The organism is Natrinema sp. 74 (assembly GCF_046097095.1).
GTDB lineage: Archaea > Halobacteriota > Halobacteria > Halobacteriales > Natrialbaceae > Natrinema.
The window spans coordinates 45,993-58,810 of the sequence record NZ_CP175699.1 but is presented as its reverse complement, the minus strand read 5'-3'; the positions used below and the strand labels follow the sequence as shown (position 1 = coordinate 58,810).

At 63.8% G+C, this 12,818-nt stretch carries 7 protein-coding genes; 3 read left to right on the top strand and 4 right to left on the bottom strand.

Going from position 1 to position 12,818, the window contains the following annotated elements; translation table 11 throughout:
• The 3 genes from ACJ70B_RS18250 to ACJ70B_RS18240 are packed head-to-tail and all read left to right on the top strand — an operon-like array spanning position 1 to position 5,306.
• Positions 1–639 carry a hypothetical protein gene (locus ACJ70B_RS18250; RefSeq protein WP_408960453.1) on the top strand — a complete coding sequence of 213 codons (639 nt, stop codon included), beginning with the start codon at positions 1–3 and terminating at the stop codon, positions 637–639.
• Positions 632–2,299, top strand: coding sequence for an ATP-binding protein (locus ACJ70B_RS18245; RefSeq protein ID WP_408960452.1), 1,668 nt, complete (start codon positions 632–634; stop codon positions 2,297–2,299). The genes ACJ70B_RS18250 and ACJ70B_RS18245 overlap by 8 nt, the downstream gene beginning before the upstream one ends.
• The gene (locus ACJ70B_RS18240) at positions 2,292–5,306 is read left to right on the top strand and encodes a hypothetical protein (protein WP_408960451.1); all 3,015 of its coding nucleotides are present in this window, start codon (positions 2,292–2,294) and stop codon (positions 5,304–5,306) included. The genes ACJ70B_RS18245 and ACJ70B_RS18240 overlap by 8 nt, the downstream gene beginning before the upstream one ends.
• 72 nt (positions 5,307–5,378) lie before the next feature.
• Here ACJ70B_RS18240 and ACJ70B_RS18235 read toward each other — a convergent pair whose 3' ends face one another.
• From ACJ70B_RS18235 to ACJ70B_RS18220, 4 genes are read right to left on the bottom strand one after another with little or no spacing between them, the layout of a single operon-like run.
• Positions 5,379–7,646, bottom strand: a complete 2,268-nt coding sequence (locus ACJ70B_RS18235) for a hypothetical protein (protein WP_408960450.1) — start codon at positions 7,644–7,646, stop codon at positions 5,379–5,381.
• Positions 7,639–8,634, bottom strand: coding sequence for a hypothetical protein (locus ACJ70B_RS18230; protein ID WP_408960449.1), 996 nt, complete (start codon positions 8,632–8,634; stop codon positions 7,639–7,641). Before ACJ70B_RS18230 ends, ACJ70B_RS18235 begins: the two co-directional genes overlap by 8 nt.
• Before the next feature lie 4 nt (positions 8,635–8,638).
• Positions 8,639–11,590: a hypothetical protein gene (locus ACJ70B_RS18225; RefSeq protein WP_408960448.1), complete on the bottom strand. Its 2,952-nt coding sequence runs from the start codon at positions 11,588–11,590 to the stop codon at positions 8,639–8,641.
• Between the two features lie 2 nt (positions 11,591–11,592).
• A complete protein-coding gene (locus tag ACJ70B_RS18220) occupies positions 11,593–12,816 on the bottom strand; it encodes a hypothetical protein (protein ID WP_408960447.1) in 1,224 nt (407 codons plus the stop codon).
• Between the last annotated feature and the right edge of the window lie 2 nt (positions 12,817–12,818).

Genomic DNA, 12,818 nt, shown 5'->3' with positions numbered 1-12,818 from the left:
ATGTACGCCGCATCGTTCATCGAAACGCTCAGGGCAGTCGACGACGCCCTCGAGCGTGCGCTGTCGCTCGAGACGTATAGTCGAACGGAGACCGTACGACGGATCAGAGCGCAGGCGGTGGCGGCGATCGATGACGTCGCCGAGCTATCGACGGTCGCCGTGACGAACGTCGAACTGGCCGGCTACGAGCGACGAGACGCCGACGATGCAGTCGAGTCGATCGTTCGGGCCCGAATCGCCGACGGGGACGACGCCGAACCGCCAGCGGAGAGCGTCGACCGGGCGCTGGGAGCCGGTCGGATCGTCGAAGTGGAGCCGGGAACGATCCGCGTTCCGTTGACCGACAAGTCGCGGTGGCTCCGGAACTGGTGGCTGCTCGCGGCCGAGCTAAGCGAATGGCTCGCAGAGCTGATCGACGGCTACCGCCGGATCCATCGCCGTGCGTCGATCGACGGGTCTGACGCCGTCGAAACCGCGTTCTGGACGCTTTTAGAGCGGTTGCTCGCACTCCGGGACCTGTTCGAACAGGGGCTGACGATCGGTCGCTTCGTCTACAGAACGACGCGGCGAGAGACGTTCGACCTGCTCGAGGACGTCGGACGGATCGCGATGTCGATGACGGAGCGAAACCATGCTTAATCTCACGCCGGTCGCGCTGTCACGACAGCCGACGTCACACGTCAAGATCGGCGATTCGAAGGTCAGCGCGTCGACCGATATCGTCCGGCTGAAACACAACGGCCACCACGCGTACTTTTACGTCAAGCCCGTCGATGACCTGTTCGGGGATATCGGAAACGACGTCAGGATGCACGAGAACGCCGAGCGGTTGTTCGGCGGCTTCGATCGCAGCCGAGACTTCTTCGTCGATACGGACGTTTCCGCCGCGGAGATTCCTGACTGCAACTCGGTCTCGATCTACGCGGAAACGAGCGAGTCCGAACTGGCGGCATTCCTCCGCGAGAGCAACTACTTGATGCATCCAATCGAGGAGGTCGTCGAACACGGGGACAGCCTCGAGACGTTCGAACCGATTGAGATCGAGCCGTCCGGATACGGGACGGTGCAAGTGACTGCCGACACCGACATCGAGTTCGTCGACACTGGCGAGTATCGGGAGCGGAAAGCGACGGCGGACGATCGGCCCGTGGAACCGATCGGTTCGGAACCCGAACGCGGCGGACAGCAGACCACAGACGACGAATCGGTCGACGTGTCGATCGAGCCCAAACAGCCCACTGTGAGCTTCGAGGAGGACGTGGCCGGCCTGCCGGAGGTCAAGCGAACCGCGGAGAACCTGCTTGCGCTGTTCGATCCTGACGTTCGCGACGAGGTCATCGACCGCTACGGCGACGAGTTCGCTTCTCGAGGGAACAGCATGCTGCTGTACGGCCCACCGGGTTGCGGGAAGACCCTCATCTCGGAGGCGATCGCCCATGAGGCGAAGTTCAACTCGAGCATCGAGGACAGCTATGGCGAGGTCAAATTCCTCGAGATCAAGGGCAGCGACGTGCTCTCGAAATACTCCGGCGAATCGGAGAAACGCGTCGAGGCGATTTTCGAGAAAGCACATGGGATCGCCCAGGACGGCTTCGCCGTGTTGTTCTTCGACGAAGTCGACACCCTCATTCCGGATCGCGGCGACGATTCGTTACAGCGCCACGAGCGGTCGTTGACGAACGCCTTCCTGCAGGAGATGAACGAGATTGAGGACAACCTGCTCGTGATCGGGGCGACGAACATGCCGTTTACGATCGATCCGGCGGCGACGCGTCGGTTTCCGATTCAGCAATTCATCCCACAGCCCGACGAGGAGGTCATGGCCGAAGTCTGGCGAAAACACCTCTCTTCGATGACCGGAGCGACGGGCATCGACTACGAGCGCATCGGCGCGGAATCGAAAGGGTACACGCCGGCCGAAATCGCCGATCGCGTTCTCGGTAGCGAACTGCAGCGCGAACTCGTCGAGAGCGTTCACCTCTCCGATCGAGACCCCATCGAGCCGGACACCGACTACTTCCTCGAGCGCCTCGCGGCGACCGAACCGAAGACGATCCGACAGTACGTCGCGAGCGTGCGGACGCAGATCGACGATCTCGAGGGGTATCCGGAGCTCAAGCGGTACGTCGAGGAGCAGGCCGAGCGCCTCGGAATGCGACTCGGAACGGAGTCGCCGTCGCTCGACGGCCTGTTCGGTGGGGGAGCGGAAACCGACCCGGCAGAACGGGTCAGGGCAGAAACCGGCGAGGAGGAACCAGAGCCGGACGCGGGCTCGAGTGGAGGTGTAGACGATGAGTGACGGCTATCGACAGGTCGACGCCTTCGAGAGCGGACGCATCGACGCCGTTGGCGTCGGTGATGCGGTGATAGCCGTCGGGATCGACGACCGTGTCATCGTGATCTCGGAGGGAGACCGAGTCGAAATCGACCACGGCGACCGAGTCGTCGATATCGCGGTGGCCGATCGCGTCTTCGTCCTGTCGGCGGACACGCTGACGAGCTACTCGCGAGACGGCGATCGAATTCGACGGCAGTCGGCCGCCAATGGCCATGCGATCGCCGCGATCGCCGAGGCGGACCTCGTTGGTGTGCTCGGACCTGACCGGCTCCGCGCCGTCGACGTCGCGAGCGGCCGTGACCGGTTCGACGTCGAGCGCGCACGGCCGGGCGGGCCGGCCGACGATAGCTTGCTCGGAACGCCGTCCGGCTTCGTGGTCGCGACGTGGTCGTTTCTCACTCGAGTCGACATGGACGGCGAGATCGGCTTCGACCGAGACCTCGAGGCCGTCGTGCGGAGTCTAGGACGGTGTGACGACGCGATCGTCGCCGCGTTGCAGAACGATCAACTCGTCGCCGCCGACCTCGAGACCGGCCGGTCGCGCTGGCAGACGGAATGCGCGGCGGCCCACGTCGCACCGGTCGGCGAGTCGTCGGTGCTCGTGACCACCACGGACGGTATCCGCGCGGTCGATCCCGGGGGTTCGACATCCTCGATCGCGGGCCTTTCGAGCGGCAACGGCTACGCGACGGCCGACGGCGCACTCGTCTGTGCGGTTCGAGATGAGACCATCTCGATTCACACGTACAGCCGCGAACAGTTCCACTTCACCGTTGCAACCGAGTCCGTCGGCGTCGGCGAGACGATCGACATCGAGGCGACGAACGCGGGCGAGCGAGAGCGCTGCGTCTCCCTTGCCGCCTGCGTCGACGGGGCATCGCTTTCGCCGAGTGAGCGATCGACGACGCTCGAGGCCGGTGAGACCGCGCTCGTGAACTTCCCGGTCGAGTCGGTCCGGTCGGAAGGGGAGACGATGGTCGAACTCTCCGTAGACGGGGCGACCGTCGAGGAAGCGACGATCGACCTCGACGACGCTGCGAGCGGCGAAATCGATGTCGAGGCCGACCTCGAGGCGGCGAGGATCGAACACGGTGTCGCCGAACTCGCGGTCACGGTTGAGAACGTCGGCGAGGTCTCGCTCGAGGACGTTCGACTGCTCGAGACGAACGCGGGTACGAACACCCTCGATCCTAGCGAGGAATGGACGGGAACGGTCACGCGGCCATACGAACCCGACAGACGAGTCTCCGTCGGGCTCGACGTCGCTCGTGGCGACCGTCGTCGGGAGTACGCGCCGACGTGTACGCTACCGCCGGCACCGACGGTGGACGTCGAACGCGACGGAGATGCGATTCGAGCGACCATAGCGTCCGACGGACCAGTGACCGTCGTCGATCGGCTGGTGATCGAACTCCCGGGTGCGGGCCGCGTTCGAACTGACGTGACGCTCGATCGGGACGAACTCCTGCTCGTCGTCCCCCGGTTCGACGACGGAACCGCCAGAATCGGGTTCGAGTCCATCGATGTCGACGAGCGGGTCCGACTCCCCAGGACGGGCCCGGGAACGCTCTCTCGGTCGGTCGGAATCGGCGGAACGCAATCGCTCGGATCCGATCACGACGGTGCGGGTCAAACCGATACCGAACGCTCCGAGTCAAAGCGAGTCGACAACGGACGCGAGCGGGGTCGAGTCGCTGACGAGACCGAGCCGAACCGCGGCCACGACGGTTCCGAAGCGATCCAATCCGACTCGCTCGAGGCGACACCGGCGGACAGGTCATCGACTGAGACACTGGATAGCGACGGCGGCTCCACCGCCGGGTTCGCGGTCGGCGAGACCGACTCCGCCGACGAACCAGCAGTCGTCGATACCGGGACTGGCGACGCATCCACGGCCAGCGACGACGGGGAGATCCGCGAACCCGCTATTGCTAGCGATACCACTACCGAACCACACATCACCGCGACGCGGCGAGTCTCCGACGAGGCAGTACCGATCGGTCACGCGGTTCGCGACAGGATCGATATTGAGAATGAGGGCCGGTCTGCGGTGACCGTCTCCGCCGACATCGGTAACTCGACCGTCGATGTCGGACGACTCGAGGCCGGCGAATGTGTCTCCCTCGAGCGCTCCGTAGCGGTCTACTCGGGCGACGAAACGACCCTGTCGCCGGTATCGATCAGTGCCGACGGGGCAGTCCGAGCGACCCTCTCCGAGCGCACGATCACGGCCGCCGCAGACGGTGTCGCCGTTCGGGCGACCGTCGATCCGGCCGACGGCTCTGTTGTCGTCGAACTCGAGAATCGCGACGGCCAGCCCCGCCGGATCCGCGGGCTCAAGGTCGCCGATCGGACGCTGTCGCTCGAGGCACGGCTCGACGCCGGTGAGTCGGCCACCGTGACCGGCACCCTCGACAGCACGACCGAACTGGACGCGGATGCGCTCGAGGGATCGCTGGCAATTGCAGAAGACGGTAGCGAACGGCAGGTCGACATCGTCGCGACGATATCGTCAGTCGCGGCCGATCCGGGCGTCAACGACGACCCCTTCGAGCTCGCGATCGGGTCGGAAACACAGGTCGCCGGCGAGTACGCAACTGTCGTGCTCGCCTTCGAGAACGACGGTGATCGTCCACTATCGGATGTCGCGGTGTCGGCCAGCGGTGAGCCGATCAACGAACTGTTCTATTCGGAAGCGCACCGCGAACACCTTCCGGTCGGCGATCGAATCGAACACTTCGTCGACCTCGAGTCCGGCGTGACAGACCCGTCGTTCGACGCGACGGTGCGGTACTCCGTCGCGGATACCGGCCGTGAATACACCGTTCGCGCGGCCGGCCCGTCGGCCGAAGACGAGGCCGCATGGACCGATGCACACCGCGACCGCTGGTCGGTCGAACGAGTCGAAGACGTGTCCGCCAAACCGGACGCGCCGTCGTCACTGTCGACGCCGTTCCGGCCCAACTAGGATAGCCGGTTTCCGTGATCCGGTCGGGGATGCGAGAACGATGGAGGGACTCCGCGCAAAGAGCGACGACCCTTACACGAGGAAGTCGCCGCTGACCGACTCGCGTGCGTCCCGGAGATACCAGTACATTCCGCGTGCGGTCCGGAAGACGATCCCAGCAACGAGCAGCGCGTACACGGCGATCGAACCGAATAGCGACAATCGCGTCACCCGGAGCTTGTTCATCCGCTCTCGATGCTGTGTCGCGACCGCGTCGGCGCGGCCTGTCTCGCCGGCCGACTCGAACGTTGCGGTCGCGTTCTCGTAGGCGGCGTTCATCGCGTCGACGCGGTCGGTGTATGCGTCGTATTCGGCCGGGTTCAGGAGCAAGGGTTGGCCGGCGACCGTGACGAACTGCTCCGACTTCATCGTCGTCCAGAGCTTCGCGGCGCGCTGGCGGGCCTGTTCCCCGTCCGAAACCGCCTCAGTGTAGCGCTCGAACGCCGAGTCGGCGCTCGCTTCGAGTTCCGCCGCCCGCTCGGCATCGCCCTGGAGCGACACGATTCGGGCGAGCTGTCGCTTGATCGTCGCCTCTTCCACCAGCGAGACGTTTCCGGTCTCGAGGCGGTCTTCGTAATACGTCTGCTGGTCGTTAATGACCGTATCGAGGTTGTTTCTGGCAGTCGTCTCCACCGCCGAGCTGTCGTCCCGGAACGCCTCGCTCTCGAGTTCGTCCCCGTAGAGAGTCATCGTGTTGTAGGCCGCTGCGGCCTGGACGATTTCCGTCTGCGCCGCTTCGTACTCGCCGGCCGACTGATGGTCGCGTGCGGCCGTCATCGACTCGAGATATAGCGACACGGCGCTGCCGTAGGACAGGACCGTGGTAACGTCCTTGTTAGAGACGGTCCCGGCTCGCATTCGCTGGTCCATCGTCTCGATCATTGAGACGGTCCGCTCGGCAACCGATCCGTCGTACGCGGCGATGTCGCGTCGGATCGGATCGAGATCGAGTGGGACCGGCGACGCGACGACGGTTATCGTTTCTTTCTTGACGCCGTCACCGTCGACGGTATACGTCCACTCGTAGCTTGTCCCCAGATCCGCGTCGGTGTCGAAGGCCGTCCGGAAGACGACCGCTTGCGAGCCGCCGGCGGCCAGTTCCGACGGAGCCTTTTCGATCGTCATCCACCGCTCCGGGCCGCTCTTGTGCGTTATCTCGAGGTTCGCGACGTCGTTATAGCCGAGGGCCTCACCGATAGTTGTCGACCGCCGTTTGGGTTCGCCGATCGGCACGTCACCGATGTCGATCCGACTAGGAACGTCCAGTCGCGTGCCGTGTTTGATGGTGACGTTCCCCCGATATCTCGTATCGCTGGCGGAGACATTCGTCGAACTCACGGTGCCCGAAATGGTGTACGTGCCTTCCTCGAGTCCGGTGTCGGCCGTGACCGCCAGTTCGATGGTCTCGGGTACTTGTCTCCCGCCGTCGATCGTCTGCGGACGATCGGCGACCTCGACGTTGATCCCGGTGTTCGAGGAGTACGCCGTGACCTCATCGAGTTCGAGCGGGAGGTCCCCCGCGTTCTCGACCTCGAGGTCGACCGTCTTCGTGATCGTCGACGTCGAGTTCCGCGGCTCGTCGAACGTCATTTCGTCCTCGAGGCTAATCGTACCGAAGTCGGCGGGATAGATGACGCGACTCTTGACCTCGACGGTCCGGGCCGCGTCAGTGTTCCCGTTTGGGACGAGTTCGACTTTCCACGAGAGCGTCTCGTGTTGTTCGACATCGCTGTCGACGTAGACGTTCCAGTACATCGACGTACTGTTCGCACCGACGCCGAGGTCCGCGTCCGGATCGGTACTGACGACGGTCGCATCGACATTGGTGAGGGTCCCCTCGCCGGTGAGTTCCTCGATACTCACGGCACCGGATGCGCTCTCACCGACGAGTACGTCGCCGATGTCGAGCGGTTCGTTCTCGAAGCCGGCGATGGCGGGGCGAGTAACGTCGAAGCTGGCCGAACTATCGCCGGCGCTCACGACGACTTCACCGCCGCCCGCATCATCGGCCGCGTCGATAGTGAGCGTGACGTTCGTCTGTTGGCCAGCGTCGAGCGTTACGGTGTCCTGATCCGGATCGACGGTAACGCCCGATGGCGAGTCATCGACCGTCACGTCGAACGTGGCGGTCTCGTTACCGGTGTTTTCGATCGTCATCGTGTTCGTCTCGGTGCTCGTTCCGACATCGACCTGTGACTGACTGACGGTCACCGAACTGTGCTGTGCCACTGCCCCCGGCACGGCGGCCGCTATCAGACCACTGGCGAGGACGACCGCGAGGAGCAGCGCTCGCTTAGACATCGCTCTCACCCACCGCCACGACCGAGCCGATTCGAGCGGCCTCGTACGTGCGCCGCCAGACGAAGAGTCGACCGACGATGAGCGTTCCCAACAGCCCGACGATGACGCCGTAGCCGATCAGAATCGCGCTCGAGGCGAGTGCGAGCGTCGTCCGCATTTCGGCGACCTCGTCGCCCATCGCAGCCAGGTCCGCCTTGCGGTCGGCGAGTCCGTGATCGGCCGCGCGGTCTTGTGCGTCTCGAATCCGGTGATAAGTGCGCCGTGCGTCTTGATACGCTGTGAACGTCTCGAGGCCGTTCGCGCTGACGGCGGCCTGAATACTCGCACAGTCGGTACAGTCCTCGATGAAGGCGGTAGTGGCGTTCGCTGCGGTATTGATCATCGCTCGGTCGCGTTCGTACGTCGTACGCAACTGCTCGGCTTGGACCCTGTACTGAGCCGCCTCCTCGGGCATGTCCGCTCGCTCGTAGGCCGTTGCGGACAGTTCGAGGCGTTCGATTCGAACGGGCGTCCGATTCGCTGCGTTGGCCTCCTCGTAGAGACCGTTGCCGAGTCGCTCGTAGAATCGCGTCAGTGCGAGGCTGACGAGCGTCGCCTGGGTCTGATCGTACGCCTCGAGATCATCGACGTGGGCACTCACGTTCTCGGCGGCCGAGAGACTCGCCTCGTACTCGCCGCCGTTGGCGCGCGTATAAGCGCGATCGAAGGCCCGTAACGTGCCGAGGACTGCCTCGAACTCCGCGCGCTCGGCGGCGGAGAGTTCACCCGTCACCTGCGTCTGGGACACGGCGAACGTCCGGACTGTCTCCAGTTCGTCGTACTCCGCGTAGGCTTCGGTCCCTTCCATCCCGCGGAACGTCTCGAAGTAGTCGTTCGCGGTCTTCTCCTGTGCCGCGACGGTCCCTCCGAAAAGCGGTCCCGTCCCGATCGTCGCGACGACGAGTATCGCCGTCAGCACCACCGCTCGTCGTGTGTCGTATGTGCGCATATCGTTAGAACACCGTCCGTGAGAGCCTATCGCGGAGGGGATCGTGCTCGAACACGTCTTCGACCGCCTCGAGCAACAGCAACGCGGCGTAGATGGTGACGATCGCCTCCGTCCCGCGCCCGGCGTCGCTGCCGAGCGCCCAGGCCCGTCGCAACATCTCCTCGGCGGGGGCAGCCTCCGAGACCGACTCCCGCTCGGTTTCGACCTGCGAAGTGACGGTCTCGTAACGGCTCTTGAGTTCGTTTCGCTGTGTCATCGCATCCGACTCGAGCCACTCGAGGACCGTCTCGAGCTCGCAGTCACCGTCCCAGGCGACGTCGGGATCGGGCATGTCCGCACAGGCGGCGAAGAGGTCCACGTTTCGCTTGGTCGTCATCGCGTCGTTGATTGCGCCGATCGCGCTTTCGGCGGCGGCGAGCAAGGCGTCCGCAACGGCGTCAGGCTCCGCCTCGCTGTGTGCGAAGTGGTGACCGGCCGCCGGCAGGGACTCGACCGTCTCGAGTATCGCCAGAACGACCGAGCCGTAGTAGCGCGGAATCGTCGTGTCCCGACCGCTGTGGTCGGACAGTGATCGAACCTTTCGCCGCAGGCGATCGATCTGATCTTGGTGGGTCGACGATAGCGACCACGTAAAGCGGGCGTCGACCTCCACCTTCGTGGATCGATCTTCGCGGACGGTCAAAATCGACTTTCCGCCATCGAATAGGTGGTCACGGCCGTCCGGCGCGTCGATATCGGCGCGGTACTGTCCGATCAGAAGACCCTCGCAAGTGGCGAGCGCATCGCGGTCGCTCGTCATGCTGATGGTCCCGTATCGGTCCTGTACCACCGTCTCCCGCGGACTGAGTCGGAGCGGCATCGACGGCGTCTGAACGCCGTCGACACGTGAGAGCAATCGCACGCGTCCGGTTCGAGGTGCAAGTTTGACCGTTCGGTCCCCGTTCTGGGTAAACTCTATCGTCTCTGTCCGGTCTTCGTACTTTTCGTGAGTGAGCTCTATCTCGACGCGTGAACCGGGTTCTTCGGGCTCGAGGGTGACGGTGCCGGTCGCATCTGCCGTTTCGGTGGATCCATTGTCCATCCGCGTGATCGCCGCGCCGTCAATCGGTTCGCCGTCGGTGCGGTCGGTGACCGTCACCGTCGCTGGGAACGAGACGGTGAGTGTGGCACTCGTTTTTCGCTTGCTAACTTTGACGACATCTGAGTCATGTGAGCCGTGCTTAGCGGCAATGTTCCACGTCCCCTGTTTCGGAACTCTAAGTCGCCCCACTCCATCCGAAATTGTCACCTTGTTTGCATCAGCGCTCGTATCGTCTACTCGTCTGTACCCAATTTTCGTTCGGCCACTCAATGGCTGATTTCCGTCGGTAACAGTCACATCGACGGTGAACCCGGTGTTCCGATCGACGCCGGCCGAGAAGCCGAGGAGGTAGTACGTTCCTGGTGCCAGGGTCGCACCGAGGAGGACGCCACTGATGGCCAGACCGTGTGGCCACAGCGCTACCTCGAGCGGGACACCGGCGACGTTCCCTCCGAAGGACAACAGCGTCAGGATCGCTGGTACTCCACGGAGGAGGTAGAGGAGTCCGACTACGGTCGCCACTGCGAGTACGATAGAGATGGTGGCGCTGATGCGGAGTCGGTTTCTCGTCCACTCATTGCGCAACCGATATGATCCGTATCCTACGAGGAGTCCGACGAGAGCTGGTAGAAATAGCGGTGACGCATGCTTGCCGGTGTCGACCAGTGCCTCGATCAGGCCCCCGCCGTCGGAATCTTTACTCGTCGATTTGGCACTGGTGAGCGTCACTTGAGCGATCCCCGCGTCAGTCGCGACGACGAGTTCGTCGGCCGCGGTCACCGTCGTGCTCTCGAGGGCGAGTCGTCCGTTCTCGATCGTCGTTCCGTCCTCGAATTCGTACTGTCGGATCCCGTTCGCACTGGAGTTGACGATCAGCGTGGAGACGCCGAGTCCGTCGACGCTCTCGTCGAACGTGACCGCCGCGCCGTCGTCCACGACCGTCGCGGAGAGGTGGTACGGTGCTCCGAGGAAAAGGTCCTGGTCGTCGAGAAGCACCCCCTCGGCCGACGATACGGAGGCCGTCACGGTGTTTGCACCTGAGAGGGGCGACAGTTCGATCTCACCGGCACGAACGGGCTCGACGCTGTTGTTCACGTACTGTCTCCCGCGGCCGTCTTCGATCGAGAGGTCGTATACGGTGCCGGTCTCGAGCAGCGGATGCCAGAGGACCGGCTGATCGCCGACATCCCGCAGGTCCGGACCGAGAGGCACGGTCGTCGTCTGCGTCGGATCGTCGCCGATGGCCGCCTTGAGGTCAAATTCGGCGGTGTCGACGACAGTGGTTACCGCCGACTGGTCGATCACAAGTTGGGTGCCGTTCGCCCGGATCGTCCCGCCCTCGAGGTCGGTGTTATCGACGGTGACCTCGACCGTAGTGTTATCAGTGATGCCGTTCGTCTCGGATCGGTTGAATGGAACCACGATCTGTGATCCGTCCTCGATTCGAACCGGGACGTTCGTATCGAACGCGACGGTGTGCAGGTCCAGTGTCTCCTCGTCGGTCACCTCGCCGGCCGTGACCGCCACGGTCGCATCGAGTAACGATTTGCCATCAGCGACACCCGATACCAGTTTCTCGACCGCAACGTCACCCGCCCCGTCACTGACGTTTACGGAGACGGATGTGCTCGAGTTCGGGTCGGTAACCGTCACGGTCACTTCGTCGGGAGGATCCTCGAGATCCGTGACATCGATAGTGATGGAATTGCCATTACGGGTGATCTGCACGTCGCCGGTGCCGTCTTGAACCGTCGAGACCGATGCGGCCGTCACCGGTGTGACCAGCACACCGGCGACTACGACCGCGAAAACGAGGGCGACGAGGAGGCGACTCGCGGTCGGGCGATCATCGGGAAGCGGTGGCAGTGCCGTCATACTCACTCCGCGTTCCGTTCGACGTACGACTCGAGATTATCGACGATTCGGTCGAGTTGCGCGGTCGTGAGGTCGACACCGCCGCTACGGGAGCGCCCGGCGAGACTGTCACTGAGCATCTCGAAGTCGTCCCACGAGTGGTCGAGCAGCGGGTTCAGGTCGAATCCGCCGAGCAAGAGGAGGACGTCGACGTCGCTCCCGCGGCCGCGCTTTGGCGTGAGACTCGCCTGTCCGGCGACGTTGATGTCGTTTTTGCCGGTCCACTCGCGGAACGCCTCGTAGACCTCCGGCTCGGTGATCTCGCCCTCGTCGATCATGCGCTCGGGCGCACGGACGATCGCGTAAGCGGCCGTCGTCGTCTCCACGTCCATCGGCACGAACGCTCCCTCGGCCGCCTGATCGAGCATATACTCGAGTTCGTAGATGGAGCCGTTGAGATCCGTCGCGACGGCAGGCGTGAAGTGATAGGCGTCCATCTGCGAGGGAATCGTCACGTAGTCTTTGATGTCGATGACGCTGCGAGTCTCGCGGCCGGCCCCGATCATCAGATCGACCGCGGTGATGATCGCCTCGTTGATCGAATCGTACTGACCGGCGGCTCCGTTCTCGTCGTCGAGGTGAGAGTTCGAGGCGAGCAGTACCATATCGGCGTTTTGCTCGTCGTCGTCTGTCCGGAGCAGTCGCGAGAGGCCACAGACCGCGTTGAAGTGGCGCTGGGGTTGCTCGTAGTAGTAGGGCCAGACGCCGACGGTGGCGTGGATCACGCTGTCCATCCACTCTTCAGCGGCGTTGTCCTCGTTTAGATCGCTGAGTCCGTCCTTGAACTGGTCGACGACATAGGGGATCGACCCGTTACCTGTCCCCCCTCCCAGCGTCGCGACGTGCATGAACGCGTCAGTCGTCCCGAATTCGGTGATTCGGTTGACGATCCGATCGAGGTCCTCCCGCGCACAGGCCTCGCCGTTCGGGAAGAAATTCCCGGCCCCCTGCTGGGAGCCGAACTCAAGGGCGTGGGATTCGATTACGTCCTCCTCTTCGGTCGCCCCCAGTTTCGATTTGAGCCGGTCGATCGTATTTCGGAGGTCCGCCCTGTTCGTGTTCATCACCAAGATTCGGTCGTCGATGCCCGGGTTCTCGGTGCGGTCGAAAAACTGCGATGCGATTCGCCCGCCACCCTCTCCCGAGGCGATGACGCTCCATCTCGTAAACGTGTCCGTTTGTGCCATGT

Excerpts from the sequence above, each read along its gene's own strand:
- ACJ70B_RS18250 (WP_408960453.1), top strand. The coding sequence starts at position 1 with ATGTACGCCGCATCGTTCATCGAAACGCTCAGGGCAGTCGACGACGCC.
- ACJ70B_RS18245 (WP_408960452.1), top strand. The coding sequence starts at position 632 with ATGCTTAATCTCACGCCGGTCGCGCTGTCACGACAGCCGACGTCACAC.
- ACJ70B_RS18240 (WP_408960451.1), top strand. The coding sequence starts at position 2,292 with ATGAGTGACGGCTATCGACAGGTCGACGCCTTCGAGAGCGGACGCATC.
- ACJ70B_RS18230 (WP_408960449.1), bottom strand. The coding sequence starts at position 8,634 with ATGCGCACATACGACACACGACGAGCGGTGGTGCTGACGGCGATACTC.
- ACJ70B_RS18235 (WP_408960450.1), bottom strand. The coding sequence starts at position 7,646 with ATGTCTAAGCGAGCGCTGCTCCTCGCGGTCGTCCTCGCCAGTGGTCTG.
- ACJ70B_RS18220 (WP_408960447.1), bottom strand. The coding sequence starts at position 12,816 with ATGGCACAAACGGACACGTTTACGAGATGGAGCGTCATCGCCTCGGGA.
- ACJ70B_RS18225 (WP_408960448.1), bottom strand. The coding sequence starts at position 11,590 with ATGACGGCACTGCCACCGCTTCCCGATGATCGCCCGACCGCGAGTCGC.